This window comes from Kutzneria sp. NPDC051319 (assembly GCF_040682195.1).
Classification (GTDB): domain Bacteria; phylum Actinomycetota; class Actinomycetes; order Mycobacteriales; family Pseudonocardiaceae; genus Kutzneria.
On the sequence record NZ_JBFBAM010000045.1, the window covers coordinates 34,158 to 53,698 of the forward strand.

At 69.7% G+C, this 19,541-nt stretch carries 18 protein-coding genes; 9 read left to right on the forward strand and 9 right to left on the reverse strand.

From position 1 onward, the window contains the following. Nucleotides 1–482 precede the first annotated feature (482 nt). Nucleotides 483–1,628 carry a DUF222 domain-containing protein gene (locus tag AB0M73_RS32975; RefSeq protein WP_363898976.1) on the forward strand — a complete coding sequence of 382 codons (1,146 nt, stop codon included), beginning with the start codon at nt 483–485 and terminating at the stop codon, nt 1,626–1,628. A gap of 7 nt (nt 1,629–1,635) precedes the next feature. Here the strand turns inward: AB0M73_RS32975 and AB0M73_RS32980 are convergent, their stop codons facing one another. Genes AB0M73_RS32980 through AB0M73_RS32990 form a run of 3 tightly spaced genes read right to left on the reverse strand, consistent with a single transcriptional unit; the run spans nt 1,636 to nt 6,831 of the window. Further along, complete coding sequence (locus AB0M73_RS32980) at nt 1,636–4,734, reverse strand: glycoside hydrolase family 38 C-terminal domain-containing protein (protein WP_363898979.1); 3,099 nt, start codon at nt 4,732–4,734, stop codon at nt 1,636–1,638. Continuing rightward, nucleotides 4,727–6,082 (reverse strand): 6-phospho-beta-glucosidase, encoded by a 1,356-nt coding sequence (locus tag AB0M73_RS32985; protein WP_363898982.1) that lies wholly within the window; start codon nt 6,080–6,082, stop codon nt 4,727–4,729. Before AB0M73_RS32985 ends, AB0M73_RS32980 begins: the two co-directional genes overlap by 8 nt. After that, nucleotides 6,079–6,831 (reverse strand): DeoR/GlpR family DNA-binding transcription regulator, encoded by a 753-nt coding sequence (locus AB0M73_RS32990; protein WP_363898985.1) that lies wholly within the window; start codon nt 6,829–6,831, stop codon nt 6,079–6,081. The genes AB0M73_RS32985 and AB0M73_RS32990 overlap by 4 nt, the downstream gene beginning before the upstream one ends. Before the next feature lie 107 nt (nt 6,832–6,938). Between AB0M73_RS32990 and AB0M73_RS32995 the strand changes: the two genes are divergently transcribed. The 5 genes from AB0M73_RS32995 to AB0M73_RS33015 are packed head-to-tail and all read left to right on the forward strand — an operon-like array spanning nt 6,939 to nt 12,255. Then, complete coding sequence (locus AB0M73_RS32995) at nt 6,939–7,901, forward strand: PfkB family carbohydrate kinase (protein ID WP_363898987.1); 963 nt, start codon at nt 6,939–6,941, stop codon at nt 7,899–7,901. 10 nt (nt 7,902–7,911) lie between these two features. Then, nucleotides 7,912–9,189, forward strand: a complete 1,278-nt coding sequence (locus AB0M73_RS33000; protein WP_363898990.1) for an extracellular solute-binding protein — start codon at nt 7,912–7,914, stop codon at nt 9,187–9,189. 2 nt (nt 9,190–9,191) lie between these two features. Continuing rightward, nucleotides 9,192–10,154 carry a sugar ABC transporter permease gene (locus tag AB0M73_RS33005; protein WP_198047001.1) on the forward strand — a complete coding sequence of 321 codons (963 nt, stop codon included), beginning with the start codon at nt 9,192–9,194 and terminating at the stop codon, nt 10,152–10,154. Then, nucleotides 10,151–10,966, forward strand: a complete 816-nt coding sequence (locus tag AB0M73_RS33010; protein ID WP_363898994.1) for a carbohydrate ABC transporter permease — start codon at nt 10,151–10,153, stop codon at nt 10,964–10,966. The genes AB0M73_RS33005 and AB0M73_RS33010 overlap by 4 nt, the downstream gene beginning before the upstream one ends. Next, nucleotides 10,963–12,255 carry an alpha-L-fucosidase gene (locus AB0M73_RS33015; protein ID WP_363898997.1) on the forward strand — a complete coding sequence of 431 codons (1,293 nt, stop codon included), beginning with the start codon at nt 10,963–10,965 and terminating at the stop codon, nt 12,253–12,255. Before AB0M73_RS33010 ends, AB0M73_RS33015 begins: the two co-directional genes overlap by 4 nt. Here the strand turns inward: AB0M73_RS33015 and AB0M73_RS33020 are convergent. Both AB0M73_RS33020 and AB0M73_RS33025 read right to left on the reverse strand, forming a co-directional pair. After that, nucleotides 12,252–12,653 (reverse strand): Imm7 family immunity protein, encoded by a 402-nt coding sequence (locus tag AB0M73_RS33020; RefSeq protein WP_363899000.1) that lies wholly within the window; start codon nt 12,651–12,653, stop codon nt 12,252–12,254. The genes AB0M73_RS33015 and AB0M73_RS33020 overlap by 4 nt on opposite strands. 5 nt (nt 12,654–12,658) lie before the next feature. Further along, nucleotides 12,659–13,000, reverse strand: coding sequence for a restriction endonuclease fold toxin (locus tag AB0M73_RS33025; protein WP_363899003.1), 342 nt, complete (start codon nt 12,998–13,000; stop codon nt 12,659–12,661). Nucleotides 13,001–13,209: 209 nt separating this feature from the next. Between AB0M73_RS33025 and AB0M73_RS33030 the strand changes: the two genes are divergently transcribed. Continuing rightward, a complete protein-coding gene (locus AB0M73_RS33030; protein WP_363899006.1) occupies nt 13,210–13,335 on the forward strand; it encodes a hypothetical protein in 126 nt (41 codons plus the stop codon). Here the strand turns inward: AB0M73_RS33030 and AB0M73_RS33035 are convergent, their stop codons facing one another. Continuing rightward, nucleotides 13,336–14,301 (reverse strand): Lrp/AsnC family transcriptional regulator, encoded by a 966-nt coding sequence (locus tag AB0M73_RS33035; RefSeq protein ID WP_363899009.1) that lies wholly within the window; start codon nt 14,299–14,301, stop codon nt 13,336–13,338. A gap of 117 nt (nt 14,302–14,418) precedes the next feature. On the opposite strand from AB0M73_RS33035, the gene AB0M73_RS33040 reads away from it, so the two are divergent. Beyond that, nucleotides 14,419–15,825, forward strand: coding sequence for an FAD-dependent monooxygenase (locus tag AB0M73_RS33040; RefSeq protein WP_363899012.1), 1,407 nt, complete (start codon nt 14,419–14,421; stop codon nt 15,823–15,825). Here AB0M73_RS33040 and AB0M73_RS33045 read toward each other — a convergent pair whose 3' ends face one another. From AB0M73_RS33045 to AB0M73_RS33055, 3 genes are all read right to left on the reverse strand, one after another. Further along, the gene (locus AB0M73_RS33045; protein WP_363899015.1) at nt 15,826–16,317 is read right to left on the reverse strand and encodes a hypothetical protein; all 492 of its coding nucleotides are present in this window, start codon (nt 16,315–16,317) and stop codon (nt 15,826–15,828) included. Nucleotides 16,318–16,332: 15 nt separating this feature from the next. Next, a complete protein-coding gene (locus AB0M73_RS33050) occupies nt 16,333–17,625 on the reverse strand; it encodes a hypothetical protein (RefSeq protein ID WP_363899018.1) in 1,293 nt (430 codons plus the stop codon). A 133-nt stretch (nt 17,626–17,758) separates the two neighbouring features. After that, a complete protein-coding gene (locus tag AB0M73_RS33055) occupies nt 17,759–18,553 on the reverse strand; it encodes a helix-turn-helix transcriptional regulator (RefSeq protein ID WP_363899021.1) in 795 nt (264 codons plus the stop codon). 81 nt (nt 18,554–18,634) lie between these two features. Here AB0M73_RS33055 and AB0M73_RS33060 point away from each other — a divergent pair, with 81 nt between their 5' ends. Continuing rightward, the gene (locus AB0M73_RS33060) at nt 18,635–19,540 is read left to right on the forward strand and encodes an alpha/beta fold hydrolase (RefSeq protein WP_363899024.1); all 906 of its coding nucleotides are present in this window, start codon (nt 18,635–18,637) and stop codon (nt 19,538–19,540) included. Nucleotide 19,541: the final 1 nt, after the last annotated feature.

The window sequence follows — 19,541 nt, forward strand, 5'->3', positions numbered from 1 at the left end:
GGTGGGGTGATGCAGCTGTGGCGGTCGGTGGGGTTGGGGTGGTGGGGTGGGCGGCGGGAGTGGCGGGGTGGTGGGTTGGGGTCTGGGACAGCCGGGGTCGGGGTTAGAAGTGCGGGCCGTCAGCCGAGTGGGGCGGCCGGGCGTGGTTCGTCAGCCGGGGCGCGTGCTGGTTCGTGGGCTGGGTCGCGTGGATTTGGCGTGGAGCCTCTGATCGATGACGCGAGGGGCAAATAGGGGCAGGCAGGCCTGCCCCTCGCATAGTCAATTGTATGACATCGATCCCCTCCACGCAAAATCCACGCTTTTCTGAATGGTTGGAGGTGGAAGGTTGACGGAAAAGCTTTTCTCTCACCTCTCACCTCTCACCTCTCACCTCTCACCTCTCCCCCTCTCCCTCCGAGTCCACCAAGCGCGCGATTATGCATGAAACAATCACCCGTTAGTGATTCGAGTTGGATCTTCCATCGGAGTATTCTGGAGACATGGGAGAACTCACTCCGGAAATAGAGAACGTGCGGCCCGATGGGGCGATATACGACCTGATCATGAGTGTCGATCCGGCGGGGCTCACGCAGGAAGAATTACTGACGTTTGCCATTGTGGCGCGGAGACTGAGAGCCAGCTGCGAATACGCCGAGCTGGCGGCGCTGGCGCAGGTGCGGGACACCACCGAGCTGGCGATGGCGATCAAGGTGGCGGAGCCGGCGCTGGCGAAGGCCCAAGAGACGGCGGCGGCCCTGGGCAGTCATCCGGCGCTCGCGGAGCGGTTTCGGGGCGGGGATGTTGATCTGGCGCGGTTCTCGGCGGTGCAGGAGCGGACCCGGCACCTGGAAGACCCGGCGCAGGTGAAGGAAGTGGATCGGGTTCTCGCTGAGGTCGCTGGCGGGCTGACCCGGTCGCAGCTGTGTCGAAAGACCACGGCGCTGGTGGCCACCGCGGATCCGGAAGGGTACGAGCGGCGGTGCACGAAAGCCCGGGAAGAGCGGCGGGTGGAGTTCTCGCCGCTGCCGGACGGGATGGCGAAGCTGATGTGGACCCTGCCGGCGGCGGAGGCCAGGGAGCTGTTTCAGCAGGTGTGCGCGGATGCCCAAGGACTGCCGGCCGACGGGCGCACTACCGACCAGAAGCGGTGTGACGTGCTGATGGAGAGGGTGCTGGGCCAGCGGAAAGAATGGAACGTCAGGACGTTCGTCACGGTGGGGATGGAAACGCTGATGGGGCTCGACGACGAGCCGGGTCAGCTGGCCGGGTACGGGCCGATCGCGGCGGACGCGGCGCGGGAGCTGGCGATGCGAGGGCGCTGGCGGGGGATTGCGCTGGACGAGTACCGGAGGGCGGCGGCGATCAGCAAGAACACGTACCGGCCGTCCACCCTGATGAAAGAGTTCAATCATGTGCGGAGTGGGGGAACGTGCACGGCGCCGGGGTGTTCGAGGCCGATCGAGGAGCATGACCACATCACGCCGTGGCCCGGCGGCGGCACGGAGCCGGCGAATCTGCAAGGGCTGTGCCGCCGGCATCATCACGTCAAGCACGACAACTACAGCGTGACGCGGGATGCGGACGGGACGACGCACTGGACTACGTCGCTGGGGCGGCAGTACAGCACCCAAGCCCACCAGTACTGACGGGCGACTACGGGGCCGGGGTCAAGCGGAGGGTCTGGATCTGGAAGGGGCGGAAGCGGAGGTGCACGGAGCCGTCAGGCGCGACAGGGAGGTCCTGGCCGAGGGGGCGCTCCAAGAGGTCCACGACCTGGACGCGGGAAACGGGGAAGCCGGGGCGAAGCACGGTCCGGGCGCGGCCGCCGAGGGACTCGTAGAGGCGGACGACGACGTCGCCGGAGCGGTCATCGGCCAGCTTGACGGACTCGACCGCCGCCCGGCGGCCGTCCAGGGCGACCAACGGGGACGTCGAAGCGCGGGAAGAACCGGGGACGACCCGCAAGGGCAGGTTGAGGGCGTAGCCGCCCTCGACGGCGTCGGCCACGGTGGCGCCGGGCAGCAGCGAGTAGGTCATCCGGTGCCGGCCCTGGTCGGCGTGCGGATCGGGCACGCGCGGGGCACGGACGAGGCTCAGCCGCAAGGTGGTCGTGGTGCCGCCGTCGGGCCGGGCGGTGCGGCCGACGTCATGGCCGTAGGTGGAGTCGTTGAGGACGGCGACGCCGTAGTCGGGCTCGGCGACGTGGACCCAGCGGTGGCAGAAGACCTCGAACCGGGCGGCCTCCCAACTGGTGTTGGTGTGCGTGGGCCGGAAGACATGGCCGAACTGGATCTCGGCGGCCGACCGGTCGGCGTGCACGTCCAACGGGAACACGGCCTTGATGATCTTCTCCTGCTCGTGCCAGTCGATCTCCGTCTCGATGTCGACACGAGGCGAACCGGCACACAGACGAATGGTCTGGACGAGGGTGGACGAACCGAAACGGCGCTCGACGCGAAGAGCGCCGACCAGCGGCCCGTGCTCGACGACGGTGATCGACGAGGCGTCGGTGAGATCGGTGTACTGGTGGCGGTAGTGCTTGTCGATGTCCCAGGCGTCCCACTGGTTGGGGAAATCGGTGTGCAGGCGCAGCAGGTTGCCGCGCTCCCCCGGAGCCAACACCTCACGGTCCTCGACGAGGTCGTAGACGGACGTGAAAAGGCCGTCGTCGTCGAACGAGACCCGGACCAGGCCGTTCTCCAGCAGGCGATCGCCGACGACGACCGGGTGCGCAACATCAACAGGGACCAACGGCCCGGCGGCGGAGCCGTCGACAGCGGCCAGCACGGCTACCTTGCCGTCGGACAACTCCTGACCGTCGACGGCCAATTCCCTAGGCACGGCAACGACTTCCGTTCGAGCGCGAGGACCTGCGTTGAGCAACCAAGGGACATCGGCCGCAGTGCCGGCCAACGCCGAGGAGGCCCCATCGATGATGCTGAGGAGCTCTGCGGCGACGGCGGCATAGGTGGCCTCGGCCTCACGGTGCACCCAAGCGATGGAACTGCCGGGAAGGATGTCGTGGAACTGGTGCAGCAGCACGGTTTTCCACAACCGGTCCAGCTGCTCGTACGGGTACGAGAACCCGGCCCGCACAGCCGCCATGGCCGCCCACAGCTCGGCCTCGCGCAAGAGGTGCTCGCTGCGGCGGTTGCCGGACTTGGTGCGGGCCTGGCTGGTGTACGTGGCCCGGTGCAGCTCCAGATACAACTCCCCCGACCACACGGGGGCGTTGCTGTACTCCGCCTCGGCCTCACGGAAGAACACGTTCGGGTCCTGCACGACCACGCGCGGCGACCCCTCCAAAGACGCCAGCCGCCGGGCCTTCTCCATCATCTCCCGGGTGGGGCCGCCACCGCCGTCGCCGTGCCCGAACGGCACCAACGACCGGGTGCCGCCGCCCTTGTCGGCGTAGTTCCGCGCGGCGTGGGCCATCTCCTCGCCGGAGAACACCGCGTTGTAGGTGTCCACGGGCGGGAAGTGGGTGAAGACCCGGCTGCCGTCGATACCCTCCCACCAGAAGGTGTGGTGCGGCATCTTGTTGGTCTGGTTCCACGAGATCTTCTGGGTCAAGAACCAGTGCATGCCGGCCAACCGCGCCAGCTGCGGATACGCCGCCGTGTAACCGAAGGAGTCCGGCAGCCACACGCCCTCGCACTCGACGCCGAACTCGTCGAGGAAGAAACGCTTGCCGTGCACCAGTTGTCGGGCCAGCGCCTCGCCGCCGGGCAGGTTGCCGTCGGCCTCGACCCACATGCCGCCGACCGGCACCCAGTTGCCGGCCTTGGCCGCCTCCTGCATGCGTTGGTACACAACGGGGTGGTGTTCCTTGGCCCACGCGTACTGCTGGGCCTGCGAGCACGCGAAGACGAACTCGGGGTAGTCCTTGGCCAACGCCGTGACGTTGGCGAAGGTCCGGCCGGTCTTGCGGACGGTCTCCCGCAACGGCCACAGCCAGGCGCTGTCGATGTGCGCGTGGCCGACCGACGACAAGGTGTGCGCGCTGGCATGGGCCGGTCGAGACAACACGCCCTCAAGCTGGGCACGCGCGGCGGCAGCCGTGCCACCAATGTCGGCGATGTCGACGGCGTCGAGCATCCGTTCCAACGCGCGCAGCAGCTCGTGGCGACGGGTGTCGTGCTCGCTGAGCTGCTTCATCAGCTCGCCGGCGACCTCGATGTCCAGCACGAGATGCCAGACGTCCTCGTTGAGCACGGCGAGGTCGGCGCGGGCGAAGGTGTAGATCGGGTCGGGCGGGGCGGTGAGCTTGTCGCCCATCGGCGTCGGGATGAAGCCGTTGGCCAGGATGTCCGGGTTGGCGGCGGCCTCCAGCAGCAGCTCCACCCGCTCGCCGCCGACGGCCGGGGCGGCCACCGGCACGTATTGGTTACGCGGCTCGATGCCCTTCACCGGCTGCCCAGACGGGGAGTACACGAGCGCCTCGGCCTGGCCGCCGGGCCAGTCGCCGACGAAGCCCAGGTCGAAGACGGCCTCCACGCGCCGTCCGGCCCACTCCGCCGGCACGGTCCCCACGACACGGAACCAGGTGGTCGACCACGGCCGGCCCCACCGCTCCCCCACGGCGAACGGCGAGTACGGGGTGGCCAAGGCCTCGGACACCGGCACCAGCTCATCGGGCACGTGCCACGCGGTCAACGTCAACGGAACGACATCCCCATACACAGCCGGACGAATCCGCTGCTCCAACACACGATCGAGACGGGCCTCGACCTGCTTGCGGTCATCATGCATTGCTGGCCGCCTTGAGGTAGTCGAGGCCGGGGGCGTGAGTCAGGTACCCGTCGAGCAGACGCCGTGCCACAGCAACGGAATCCACCAACGGATGCAGGGCGAAGGCCCGCAGGGCGGCGGACCGGTCACCAGTAGTGGCAGCTGCGATGACGTCCCGCTCCACGGATTTCACGGCAGTCACCAGCCCGACGGAGTGAGGAGCCAGCGGCAGGCCGGTGATGGGGCGGGCGCCGTTGGCGTCGACGTGGCAGTTCGTCTCGATCACCGCCTCGTCGTCGAGCGGCTTCAACGCTCCCCGACCACGGACGTTGAGGATCAGCGTGGTGCGCTCGTCCAGGGCGATCGCTCGCATCAGGGCCAGGGCGACCTTCTCGTAACCGCCGGAGTCCAGGTCGCACGAGTTGCGCTCGCCGGCGTCCACGGCCTCACGGTTCTCAGCCATGTAGGTGACCTCGCGCTCCAGGCGCGTGGCGTCCCAGGTGGCGAACGGCGGCGTGCCGGGGACCTGCATCTGCTCGTAGAAACGCGACTGCTGGTCGAGCAGGAACGCCCCGCGGGTCTGCGAAGCCGCCCGCGCGCCGGCCACGGCCTCGCGGTTGAAGTAGTAGTAGTGCAGGTACTCGTTGGGCAGCGACCCCAAGGTACGCAACCAATCCGCGCCGAAGAGCTTGCCCTCCTCGAACGACGTGAGGGCGTCCTCGTCGGCCAGCAGCCGCGGCAGCACGTCCACGCCGTCGACGCGGATCGCCCGCAGCCAGCCCAGGTGGTTCAACCCCGCGTAGTCCAGCCAGGCCCGCGAAGGGTCGACGCCCAGTGCTTGGGCGGCGCGGCGGCCGAGGCCGACCGGCGAGTCGCAGATCCCGATCACGCGGTCGCCCAGGTGCGCGGCCATGGCCTCGGTGGCCATGCCGGCCGGGTTGGTGAAGTTGATGACCCACGCCTCGGGGGCCAGCCGGGCGATGCGGCGGGCGATGTCCACCGCGACCGGAATCGTCCGCAGGCCGTACGCGATGCCGCCGGCCCCGACCGTCTCCTGGCCGAGAACCCCCAGCTCCAGGGCCACCTTCTCATCGATGGCGCGGCCGGCCAGGCCGCCGACGCGAATGGCCGAGAACACGAAGTCGGCGCCGGTCACCGCCTCGTCCAGATCGGTCGTCACGTGCACTTCCGGCGCGTCGTCGTAACCGGCTGCCTGCTCGCGCAGCACCTTGACGATGGCGTCCAGGCGGCGCGGATCCAGGTCGTGCAAAGTCACGTGCGTGACCCGGTCCTTGCCCCGATCGGCCAGCAGCGCCCGGTAGACGAGGGGGACCCGAAAGCCACCCCCGCCCAGGATCGTCAGCCTCATGCCTCCACGACCTCCACCCCAGCTTCGCGCAGTGCGCCGCACGTCGCCGCGTCGGCGGGCGCGTTCGTCACCACGACGTCGAGATCCTCCGGCCCGCACACGCGGGCCATACCCGTGCCGGGGAACTTCCCGGCGTCGGCGGCTAACACGACTTTTTCGGCGGCGGCGATCATCGCCCGCTTCACCGGCACCTCGACGGCGGTCGTGTCGAGCACGTGGCCGTCGGGCCGGATGCCGCTGGTGCCCAGGAAGAGCACGTCGGCGTGCACCTGGCGCAGGTTGTCCTCGGTCAGGAAGCCCACCAGGGAACGGTAGTCCCGACGGACGACGCCGCCCAGCAGGATGAGCTGGATCTCCTTGTCCTCCACCAGTTCCTCGAAGACGGCGAGGTTGCTGGTGATCACCGTGACGCAACGGCCGCGCAGGTGGCGGGCGATGCGGTGCGCGGTGGTGCCGATGTCCAGCAGCACGGTCTGGCCGTCGCGCACCATCGCCGCGCAGCGGGCGGCCACGGCGTCCTTGGCCTCCACGCGCACGTCGGCGACGTCGGCGAAGGGGTCGTCATGGCCGTTCACGGGGACCGCGCCGCCGAAGACCCGCCGCAGCAGGCCTTCATCCTCCAGCTGCAGCAGGTCGCGCCGGATCGTCGCCTGGCTCGCGCCCAGCAGGTCGGCCAGCGCGGACACCGTGCTGGGGCCGTCCGAGCGCAGCGCGCGCAGGATCAGCTCGTGTCGTCGGGCGGGAAGCACAGTCGGACCCTACTCTGCAAACTCGCTCAAAGTCACGCAGCTATTGCCATTCCCGTGCACGCGGTGCAGTCTCTAGCTCAACTTCGGACCGAACAGAAGGTTGCGGCGTGGCAACACCAGCGGCGGTCCCCGACGTGTTCCTGTCGGGCCTGCTCTTCTACGACATCGGCTTCGCCGGCCTGCCCGCCGCGCCGGCGGCCGGCACCGAGGTCTGGGCCGGGTCGCGCGGCACCAGCCCCGGCGGCATCGCCAACTTCGCCGTGGCGCTGAGCCGACTGGGCCTGCGCACCTCTCTGGCCGCCGCCATCGGTTCGGACGTCATGGGCGACATGTGCCAGCGGGAGCTGCTGGCCGAGGGCGTCGATCTGTCGCTGTCCCGGGTGATCCCCGACTGGCTGATGCCGCTGACCGTGGCCATGGCATACGACGGCGACCGCGCGCTGGTCACCCACGGCACCGCCGCACCCGTCACGGCCGACGACCTGGTCGGCACCCCGCCGCCGGCCCGCGCGGCCGTCGCCCACCTCTGCCCCGAGCCGCAGACGTGGATCGGCAAGGCCGTCGCCCAGGACACCCTCGTGTTCGCGGACGCCGGGTGGGAGGAGGCCTCGCACCACGCCGAGGCGATCCTGGCCCAGCTGCCTGGTTGTCACGCCTTTCTACCCAACGACCGTGAAGCCATGGCTTACACCGGAACGGATTCCGCCGAGGCCGCGGTGGCCAAGCTCGCCGAACTGGTGCCGCTGGCTGTCGTGACGTGCGCGGCCGACGGCGTCCTGGCCATCGACGGCAGCACGGGCGAGAACGCCTCGATCCCCGGCGTCGCCGTCGACGCCGTCGACACCACCGGCGCCGGCGATGTGTTCGGCGCCGCACTGGTTTTCGCCACCCTGGCCGGACTGCCGCTGGCCGACCGGCTCCGCTTCGCCGCCCTCGTCGCCGCACTGTCGGTGCGACGGATCGGCGGAGCCGCGTCCGCTCCACTGTGGACGGACCTGGCCCGCTGGCGGGCCACCGATCACCGCCCCGAATACGCCTTCCTCGACCGCCTGCCGGGCATGCACGACTAGGAGCGATCCCATGGAACTCTCCCGCAGACGATTCATCCAGGTCTCGGCGCTGACCGCCATGGCCGCCGGCTTCTCCGCCGCCTGCGGCAGCTCCGGCGCAGGCGGCGCCCAGGGCAAGGACCTGACCCTGTGGTACTGGGGCGGCGGCCTGAGCGACAAGGTCGTCGGCGACGCCAAGACCCAGTTCGCCAAGGACATCACGCTCACCGCCAGCTCCATCGGCGGCGACTTCAAGCAGAAGCTCGTCACCACGCTGGCCGCCGGCGGCTCCTCGGTGCCGGACATCACCGGCATCAAGGGCGAGGACATGGCCTCGTTCCTGCCCAGCGCCAGCAAGTTCCTCGACCTCAACGAGTTGGGGTTCAAGGACGTCTCGTCGCAGTACCTGGCGTGGAAGGTCAAGCGGGCGCAGACCACCGACGGCAAGCAGCTCGGCTTCCCGATCGACATCGGCCCGACCGGCATGTACTACCGGACGGACCTGTTCGAGCAGGCCGGCCTGCCCACCGATCCGAAGCAGGTGGCGGCGCAGGTCAAGACCTGGGACGACTTCTTCGCCATGGGCAAGCAGCTGCACCAGGCCGTGCCCAGGTCCTTTCCCATGCGCAACCTGCCCGAGCTGTTCAGCATCGTGGTCAACCAGGGCACCAAGCGGTTCATCGACGAGAACAACCACTTCATCGGCGACCAGGAGCACATTCGCACGGCCTGGAACACCGCCGTGAAGGGCGCGACGGCCGGCCTGAACGGCAAGGTGGACGACAACAGCTGGAACGCGGCGATCTCCACCGGCACGCTCGGCGTCGAGCTCGGGGCCGCCTGGCACGCCCTGGACATCGAGCAGGCCGCCCCCGATCTCAAGGGCAAGTGGCGGGTGGCGCCGATGCCCGGCGGCCCGGCCAACGACGGCGGCTCCTTCCTGGCGCTGCCCAGGCAGTGCCGCAACCCCGAGCAGGCGTTCAAGGTCGTCAGCTGGATCCTGAGCCCGGCCAACGACGCCCGAAGCTTCACCGACGCGGCGATCTTCCCGGCCGCCCCGGCCGCCTACAAGCTGCCGGCGCTGACCGCGGGCGACCCGTACTTCGGCGGCCAGAGCACCATCGACGTGTTCGGGCCGGCCGCCGAGGCCATCCCGATCAGCTACGAGGCCCCGGCCGACGCGGCCGTGATGGCGCCCTACCGCACGGAACTGGGCAACATCGAGGCCAGCGGCAAGTCGCCCGAGGCCGCCTGGAACGACGCGGTGAGCCAGGCCAAGCAGATCGCCCAGCGGCAGGGGGTGACCTGAGCTTGGCCACTCGGACGGCGCCGCCCCGGTTCCGCCCTCGGCGCACTCCTCCCCTCTCGGCCCAGCCGGCCCGGCGAGGAGTCCTCACCTACTGGCGGCAGTACCTCGCGATCTCGCCGTTCTACCTGATGTTCGCGGTGTTCTCGCTGTTCCCGGTGTTCTTCTCGCTGTTCCTGGCCTTCCAGCACTGGGACGGCCTCAGCGACATGAAGTTCGTGGGGCTGCAGCAGTTCGGGTTCCTGATCAAGGATCCGGTGTTCTGGCTGTCGGTGCGCAACACGCTGGTCATCTGGGTGCTCTCGACCGTGCCGACGTTGTTCGGCGCCCTGGTGCTGGCCGCGCTGGTGCACTCGGTGCGGCGGTTCAAGGGCTTCTACCGGATCGCGCTGTTCCTGCCTAACGTCACCTCCATCGTGGCCGTCGCGATCTTCTTCGCGGCGGTGTTCAGCAACAACTTCGGGCTGGTCAACGCCATTCTGGCCGGGGTGGGCATTCCGCCGGTGGCGTGGCTGAGCAACCCGTGGCTGATCAAGGTGGTCATCGCGCTGCTGATGACGTGGATGTGGACCGGTTACAACATGATCATCTATCTGGCCGGGCTGCAGGCGATCCCGCCGGAGGTGCACGAGGCCGCCCGCATCGACGGCGCCGGGCCGGTGCGCGCGTTCTTCTCCGTGACGCTGCCGATGCTGCGGCCGATCATCCTGTTCACCGTGGTCATCTCCACCATCAACGGGCTGCAGAGCTTCAGCGAGCCGCAGGTGCTGTTCGGCACCAACGCGGCCAACGCCAGCCTCGGCGGGCCCGGCCAGGCCGGCCTGACCACGCTGCTGTACTTCTACCAGGAGGCGTTCACCAACAACGACTACGGCTACGGCGCCGCGATCGTGTGGGCGTTCTTCCTGCTGATCCTGGTGCTGGTCGTGGTCAACTGGTGGCTGGTGCAACGCGGGAGGAAGGAATGACCCGTCGCTGGGGCACCCACGCGATCCTGGTCGTGGCCGTGCTGATCTCCGTGTTCCCGTTCGTGTGGACCATCATCATGGCCACCAACACGACCACGGACATCTACCACAACCCGCCCAAGTTCACGCCCGGCTCGCACCTGCTGGACAACATCGGCAACGTGCTGGCCAACATCGACTTCGTCGGCTCGATGCTCAACACCCTGGTCGTCGCCTCGGTCACGACGTTCCTGGTGGTGTTCATCGACTCGCTGGCCGCCTTCGCCTTCGCCAAGTTCGACTTCCCCGGCCGCAGGGTCCTTTTCGGACTGCTGCTGGTGTTCATGATGCTGCCGTTGCAGCTGGGCACCCTGCCGCAGTTCATCATCATGTCCCAGATCGGCTGGGTCGGCACGCTCCAGGCCCTGGTGCCGCCCGCGCTGGCCAACGCCTTCGGCATCTTCTGGATGCGCCAGTACATCAGCGGCGGCGTGCCCGACGAGCTGCTCGACGCCGCGCGCATCGACGGCTGTGGCTTCTTCCGCCAGTACTGGAACGTCGCCGTCCCGCTGATGCGGCCGGCCCTGTCGTTCCTGTCGATCTACGCCTTCGTCAACTCGTGGAACGACTACATCTGGCCGCTGATCGTGCTCACCAACCCCGACCGGCTGACGCTCCAGGTCGCGCTGGCGCAGTTGAACGTCGGCCACAGCACCGACTACAGCATGGTCATGGCCGGGGTCCTGATGGCCACCGTGCCCATGGTCGCCGTGTTCGGCCTGTTCGCCCGCGGTTTCATCGCCGGGGCCACCGAGGGGGCGATCCGCGGGTGACCTGGTTCCAGGACGCCAAGTTCGGCATCTTCATGCACTGGGGCGCCTACTCCGTGCCGGCGTGGGCCGAGCCCATCGGCGAGCTGGGCACGTTCGACTCGGAGTTCTGGTTCGCCCACTGCCCGTACGCCGAGTGGTACTGGAACACCAGTCAGATCCCCGGCAGCGCAGCCTTTTCGCACCACCAGACGGTGCACGGCGGCCGGCCGTACGACTCCTTTTTGGACTCCTGGCGGGCCGAGAACTTCGATCCCGCCGACCTGGCCTCGCTTTTCGCCCGGGCCGGGGCCCGCTACGTGGTGCCGACCACCAAGCACCACGACGGCATCACCCTGTGGGACGCCCCCGGCACCGGCACCCGCAACACCGTCCACCGTGGTCCCCGCCGCGACCTCGTCGCCTCCATCGCGGACGCCTCTCGTGCCGCCGGGCTGCGGTTCGGCGTCTACTACTCCGGCGGCATCGACTGGTTCGCCGGCCGCCGGGCCGTCATCCGGCACGAGGACCAGATCGACGACCACGGCCGGGCCAACGAGGCCGCCTACGCCGCATACGCCCTTCGCCACGTCCAGGACCTCATCACCCGCTACTCCCCCGACATCCTGTGGAACGACATCGGCTGGCCCGACCAGGGCCTGGTCGACCTGCCCGGCCTGTTCGCCTTCTACCGGGCCGACGTTCCCCACGGCATCGTCAACGACCGGTGGGACGGCACCCACGCCTGCCGCCCCGACGTCGCCTACGACTTCCGCACCAGCGAATACCAGGCCAACCGCTCCGTCGAGGGCTCCGGCCCGTGGGAGAACTGCCGTGGCATCGGCTTCTCCTTCGGCTACAACCAGGCCGAGGACGCTTCCCACTCCCTGTCCGTGGCCGGAGCCGTCCGCCAGCTGGCCGACGTGGTTTCCCGTGGCGGCAACCTGTTGTTGAACGTCGGCCCTCGCGCCGACGGCACGCTCCCACCGACGCAGCGGGACGTGCTGGAGGGCATGGCGGAGTGGATGGCCGTCAATTCCGTTGCCATCCATGACACCCGGCCGCTGGACGGCGCTTCCTCCAGCGATTCCCCTTGGCTGCGCTGGACTCGCAGCGGCAACCACGCCTATGCCCTGATAGCCGAAACCGGCGAGGTGCGCCTTCCTCACCTCGCTGGCCTGCTCGATGCCGGCAGCGCTTTGAGGCTCGACGGCAGGCCCGTCGCCGCCCGGGCCGTCGCCGAGGGCACGGCCGTCACGCTGGGCGAGATCGGCGACCTGCCGATCGTCGTCCGCTTCGACCTGGTGTCCTAGTCCTCGATCACCGGGTTGCACGGGGAGAGGAACGGGTCCAGGCGGGTGTGGATCTCGCCCCGGGCCATCACCCGCACCCGGAACGCGTTGACCCCGGGCGTGTCGAAGTCGGCCGGGTCGTCCGAGCGCTCGTACAGCAGGCCGTAGCTGCCGGGGAAGCGAGTGGCGACATGCTCCAACAGCCTGTCCAGCTCCATCGCCTCTGTTCCCCGTCGGTTCGCCACCCCGTTCACCTCCAGGAATTCCCGGGCGTTGTGGATGACCACCCGCGCCGTGCCCATCGACCACGCCAACTCGGCGACCCTGGCCCGCAGCTCCGCCAGCCCCTCCGCCAGCGTTCCCTCATCAGCCTCATAGGCCGATTCCGAGATGCCGAACCAACCGTGAAACTCGTGCATGGCCGTCAGCCTAACGGCTCAAGGTCGATGACCGGCTCGATCGCGTATCTCTCCGCGTACCGCTTGAGCGCTTCGAGAACTCCCGGCCCGGGTGGCCCCTCGAAGTGGAAGTACGGCGTTCGACCCGTCTTGACTGCCATGTCGAACACGGCTTTGGCCTGCCTGCGCCAGTCCTTGTTCAAGGTGAAGTTGGCCGGTTTCGTCTCCGCGACATACCGGTCGGTGATGGTGTCGTATTCCTTGCCGGCCGGGTCGTTCTCGAACTTCATCCGGGACTCGCCGCCGATGCGCTCGGCCAATTTGTCAGCGCCGGCGTCGGGCTTGTTCACCTTGACGAGATTGCCCATGCCGTTGTTGATGCAGGGCGCACCGACCTCGCACTCCGGCAGCGAGGACGTCTCCTCGGCGTCCGCCGAGAGCTCCGCGGACTCGGCCTCGGCCTCCGCCTCCAGGGTCTCGGCCTCGGCCAGCTCGGCGGCGTCGGCCGCGCCGGTGACGCCCTCGGCGCCGGCCGCGGCGGCCTCGGCCAGGCGGGCAGCCTCCTCGGCAGGAGGCCGTGGAGCTCTACCTGGCGCAGCAGCGCACCGAGGCAGCGGAACAGCTCGGGCAACGCCTGGAGGGCCTGGCCGGCCGGACCGGTTCCCTTGTCCTGGACATGGTCGAGCAGATCATGACGGCCTGATCACGACTGGTTGGCCGCCCGCTTGACAGTGCGGATCACCGGCGCGGTCTCGATGTGCGTGATGGCGGGCAGGTCGGCTACGCGGGTGGTGAGGTAGCTGTACAGCGATCGCTGGTCGGCGCAGACGATGCTGGCACACAGGTTGGACGGGCCGGTAGTGGCGGCGGCGAAGGCGATCTCGGGGTGCTCGGCCAGGGCTGCGCCGACGACCGCCAGGTGCGCGGGGGCGACGGACAGCCAGAGCAGGGTGCGCGGGCCGACGCCGAACAGACGGCCGTCAACATCGATGTCCCAGTACAGCACGCCGCGTTCGCGGAGCTCGGTCATCCTCCGGCGGACGGTGGTGGGCGACCAGCCGGTCACCGAGGCCAGCTGCTCCACCTCGGCCCGGCCGTCGAAAGCCAAGGCGGCCAACAACTTCCGGTCGCCGTCATCGAGGCTCACGGGGCCGGGCCGCGACGGCAGCGGCGGCGGGCGGAGGCGGTCGACGGCGGCGGGGTCCAACGAGCCGAGCTTGGCGACGAGACTGTCGGGGCCGCCGTAGAACGAATGCAGGACGGAGTGGGCGGTCATGCCCTCCACCCGAGGCGTGCGCGGCAGCTTGGCCAGCAGCAACGCCTCGCTGTCGGCCTCGTTCTCGGTGCGCACGGTGCAGACGATCTCCGTGCCGCCGGAGGTGAGACTCACCCACGATGTGTCGGGCCGCCGGGCCAGCGCCTCGGCGACGGGCACGGACGCGTTGGGGGCGCAGCGAACCCTCACGAACCAAAGGATCGCGCCGAGCGCGGTGGGATCGACTGCGCCGATGACCCGCAATGCCCCGGCGGAACGAAGCCGCGCGTAGCGGCGGGCGATGGTGCGATCCGACACGCCCAGCGCCTCGGCGATGAGGCTGAACGGGGCCCGGCCGTTGACCTGGAGGGCGCAGGCGAGCTGCCGGTCGAGCTCGTCGTAGTCGGATTCCACCGTCATAACGGTAATGAATGTCGGATCCCACCGCAATTGGGGCCGTTCCTGGCCCGGCGCGCCGACCGGCGGCACCGTTGTCCCCGACGAGAGAACGAACCGAATTGGGGGCATTCCATGAACACCGATGTGCTGATCGTCGGCGCGGGGCCGACGGGCCTGATGATGGCCGAAGAGCTGCGGGTGGCGGGAGTTTCGGCGGTGCTGGTGGACAAACTGCCTCAGCGCAGCGATCTGTCCCGCGCGGGCGGCGTGCAGTCCCGCACGCTGGCGGCACTCGACCAGCGTGGCCTGATGGAACCGTTGCTGGCCCGGGGAGATTTTCCCAAGAGTGCCGGGCACTTCGCCGGCATCCAGCTCCCGCTGGACAACGTCGGCGAACGGCTGCCGTGGCGGTCCGTGCCGCAGGTGGACATCGAGGCGTTCTTCGAGGATCACCTTGCCGTGCACGGCATCCGTGCCCGCCGGAACCACGAGCTGGTGGATCTGGCGCAGGACGGCGACAGCGTCACCACCACTTTTGCCAACGGCACCACCATTCGCAGCCGCTACGTCGTCGCGGCCGACGGCGGCCACAGCAAGGTGCGTTCGTTGCTGCGGGCCGACTTCCTCGGCCGACCGGGCACCGAGACGGTGATCGCGGCCGACGTGCGGTTGGCCGGCGCCGGCAGGGAGATGTCCCACACCTGGAGCGACGACGGCACCTGGGTGGCGCTGTTCCCGCTCGGCACCGATCCCCAGGGCCGGCCGCTGACCCGGCTGGTCGTGGGCGGCCCGGGCCGGTCGGTGCCCCGGGACACTCCCATCACCGAGGAAGAGCTCCGCGACGGACTGCGCACCGTCTTCGGCGACCGCGTGCAGCTGCTGGAACTCCGCTACTCCCGGCGCATCACCAACGCCGCCCGCCAGGCCGCGCGGTACCGGCACGGCCGGGTGTTCCTGGCCGGCGACGCCGCCCACGTGCACCTCCCGCTCGGCGCGCAGGGCATGAACACCGGCATCCAGGACGCCGTCAACCTGGGCTGGAAGCTCGGCGCCGCCGTGCACGGGTGGGCACCGGCGCGGCTGCTCGACACGTACCACGACGAACGCCACCCGGTCGGGGCGGCGGTGCTGCGCAATGTGCAGGCGCAGAGCCTGATCATGGACTGGCTCGGCACCCGCGACCCCGACGTCCTGGCCACCCGCAGCCTGTTCCAGGACCTGGCGCAGCTGCCGGCGGTGCAGCGTCGGCTCGGGGATCTGTTGTCTGGCACGGCCATCCGCTACGAGATGCCCGGCGCCGACACCGGCCACGCCGCGCCCGATGTGGACGGCCTGCACGAGCTGCTGCGCTCCGGCCGCGGCGTGCTGTTCGACCCGGCCGACCAGTTCGGCAAGATCGCGGATCTCTGGTCGGACCGGGTCGACCGCGTCACCACCGGCACGCCGATACTCGTCCGTCCCGACGGCTACGTGTGCTGGGCCGGTGATCCGGACGAGCTGGAGCCGGCGCTGGGCCGCTGGTTCGGCGAGCCTCGCTGATCAGCTGGTCCCCTCCCCCTGCCCCAGGCCGATGGCGGTGCGCCAGGCTGTGACCGAGACGCCGTCCTTCTGGATGTCGATCACGCCGGGCGTGCCGAAGAAGGTGCCCCGCAACGACTTGTCGGGCATGGCCAGCCGGAGGACGCTGACCTTGGCGGCGTTCTCCGGCAGGTCGGGGCGGTTGTAGGCGATCGTGGCGTGCAACGGGCTGTCGGGGCGCAGCGTGAGGATGCCGCCGCGGCCGTTGACGTGCACGGGCAGGTCCCCGTCGGGCCCGGAAACGGTGATCAGCGGGGTGTCCGGCAGGGTGCAGGTGACGCCGTCGTGGGCCACCAGCGTCACGTCGAACGTGCCGAGGCTGAGGTTCTGGCTGAACCCGCCGTAGTAGAAGGACACGAGGTTCACGCCGCACTGCACCGGCGGCGGGGACGCGGCGGCGGTCAAAGCGGGCAGGGCGAGCAGGCCGGCCACGGCCAGGGCGAGCTTCTTCAAGGCAGTCTCCAGAACTCAGAAGGCGTCGAGCCCGCGCGGGGTGCCGAGGCCGGTGGGGCCGTCCCAGCCGGGCCCGGCGTTGCAGACCGACGAACCGGAGCCCGGGAAGTCGGTGCACTGGTGGAAGATCTCGTTGTTGCCGCTGGTCACGTCGTGGAACGCGGAGGACTTGGCGGCGTACAACGTGTTCGGGCCGTCGACCTTGGCCAGGTGGCCGGCGCGGGCGTAAAGCGCGGCGATATAAGGGGATGAGGCGCTGGTGCCGCCGACGACCAGCCAGTTGCCGGGCGCGTCGCCGGTCGGCGCGTACGTGGTGTAGACCGCGACGCCGGTCGCGCCGTCGGCGTCGGCGGAGATGTCCGAGGCGGCGCGATGCCCGTTGCACGCCGCGGTGACGGCTTTGGGTTGCCCGTTGGCCTTGGGAAAGGCGGTCTCGCAGCCGCTGCCGGCCAACGACCAGGCCGTCTCCTGTCCAGGGGCGGTCAGCGTGGTGCCGCCGACAGCGACGACGCCGGGCAGGTCGGCCGGCCAGCTCTGGTGGACGCCGCCGTTGAAGCCCTCGTCGCCGGTGGCCGCCGTGATGGCAACTCCCTTGTGCGACAGGGCGAACTGCTGGGTGTTGGTCACGTCGGCGGTGTAGCCGTAGCTGATGCTGACCGCGTTCGCGCCGGCCTTGATCGCGGTGTGGACGGCGGCGGCGAAGTCCCCGGTGCTGACGTCGTTGTCGTCGATGGCGTCCTGCCACGGCACCGACACGTACATCAGCCGGCACGACGGGCAGGCCGCCGAAGCCATGTCCACGTCGAGGGCGGTCTCGGTGGCGACGTCCTCCTCGACCGCCGCCCCCTGCCCACCGGTCTGCGGCGGCACCTGCGGGCCGCCGGTGTAGTCCAGCAGCTTCAGGCAACCGCTCTCCACGGTGCAGGCCGGCAGCCCGAACGTCTGGCGGTAGGTCGCCAGATCCGCCGCCAGGTTGCCGTCGATGCCGGCGCCGATGAGGGCGATCGTGTTGGCGCTCCGGGAATCCGCCGGCAGCGAATAGGCCGTGGCCAGTTCCGACGGCGAGTAGCCGGCGGGATCCGCCGTGCTCAGCGGGGTCCGACTCCCCGGCGAGGCCGTGACCACCAGCGACCGGCATTGCCCGCAAACCGGCCGTAAGCCGTGATTCTGCAACAACGTCGCCGAGTGCACCTGCTGATGCAGCTGCGCCACATCGGGTTGTTGGGCCGCCGCGGCAATCGGGCCACCGACAGTTCCCACCAGAACCGTGACGGCACAGGCCACCACGGATGATCGCGCCCAAGACATGGCGGCCACTATGGCACCGCCGTGACGAGATGATCGCGATACGTGAACTATCCTTCACCGACGCAACCGACACCGGCCATAGGCGTCCTGAATCACCTGGCATGCCACCGGTTCCCGACCGAACGGGCAGCGATCAGCGGCCGAGCGTCCGCAGCCGCTCCACCGCCGCGGCCGACGGGCTGCCGGGTTCGGCGTGGAAGGCCAGCAGGTGCTGCCCGCCGGAATGCGGCACGTCGAACTTGATCCGCGTGAGATAGACGTCCCCGACCACCGGGTGCCGCATGTGGTTGACGCCCTCGAAGTAGCCGACGTCGGCCTGCTCCCACAGCTGTTTGAACCGCTCGCTGCTGCCGGAGAGCTCGGCGATCAGGTCCAGCAGCACGGGGTCGTCGGGATCGGTGGCGGACAGTTCCCGCAAACCGCCGACGGCCACCGCCGTCGCGTCGTCCCAGTCGGGATACACCTCCCGTGCGGCGGGCTCCAGAAACCGCCACCTCGACAGGTTCTGGCCCACGCAGAACCCCGGTGACAACGCCTCGGCCAGCGCGTTCGCCGCCAGCACGTCCTGATACCGGCTCACGATCAGCGCCGGCGTCGGCAGCTGGTCCACGAATCCCGCCACCGCCGGCGCGACCTGCTCCGGGCTGGGCCGCCGGGGCATCGGGTTGGCGAGCTGGTGCAGGTAGGCCACGGCCTTCTCGTCCATGCGCAGGGCCCGCGCGATGGCGTCGAGGACCTCGACGGACGGGTGGCGGTCCCGGCCCTGCTCCAGCCGTTGCAGGTACTCGCTGCTGATGCCGGCGAGCATGGCCAGCTCGTCGCGGCGCAGGCCGGCCACCCGCCGCCGCGGGCCCGGAACCAGCCCGACCTCCTCCGGCGTGACCTGCCCGCGCCGGGCCCGGAGGTAGTCGCCGAGGTGATTGGCCATGGCAGAAGCCTAACGTCGCCCTGCCACTACCACTCTCCACAGGGTTACCCGGCCCGCCTCGGCGCCACGCACGATCGGGTCATGGTGAATCAGCTTGAGGTCGAGTTCCCGACCGAGGGAAATGTGACGCTTGGCGGGTGGTTGTTCGTGCCGGACCGACCCGGTCCGCGGCCGGCGATCACCATGGCGCACGGCTACGCCGGCATCAAGGAGCACGGCCTCGACCGGTTCGCCCAGGTCTTCGCCGAGGCCGGCTTCGTCGTGCTGGTGCACGACCACCGCGGCTTCGGGGCCAGCGGCGGCGAGCCGCGCCAGGATGTCGATCCGTGGCGGCAGATCGCCGACTGGCGCTACGCCATCTCCTACCTGGAGAGCCGCCCCGAGGTCGAGGCCGACCGCATCGGCCTGTGGGGCACGAGCTACGCCGGCGGCCACGCCCTGGTGCTCGGCGCCACGGACCGTCGGCTCAAGGCGGTCGTCTCGCAGGTGCCGACGATCAGCGGCTACGAACAGGGCCTACGGCGGGTGGCGCCCGATCGGGTGGCCGCGCTGGAGGCCGCCTTCACCGAGGACGAGCGGCGCCGGTTCGCCGGCGAGCCCCCGGCCACGCAGCAGATCGTCAGCGACGACCCGGCGCAGCCGGCGGCATACAGCACGCCGGACGCGGTGGCCTTCTACCGCCAGTTCGTGCCCGAGGGCGTGGCCTTCGAGAACACCGTCACCGTGCGGTCCGGGCGGGCGGCCCGCATGTACGAGCCCGGGCTGTGGGTCTCCCGCGTCTCCCCCACGCCGCTGCTGATGATCGTGGCCCTCGGCGACACCATCACCCTCACCGACACCGGCCTCGCCGCCTACGAGCGGGCGCTGGAGCCCAAGCGGCTGCTCACCGTGCCCGGCGGTCACTTCGAGGCGTACCTGAGCCAGTTCGACAGGACCAGCGCCGCCGCCCGCGACTGGTTCCTGACACACCTGTCCGGAAAGGACTGAT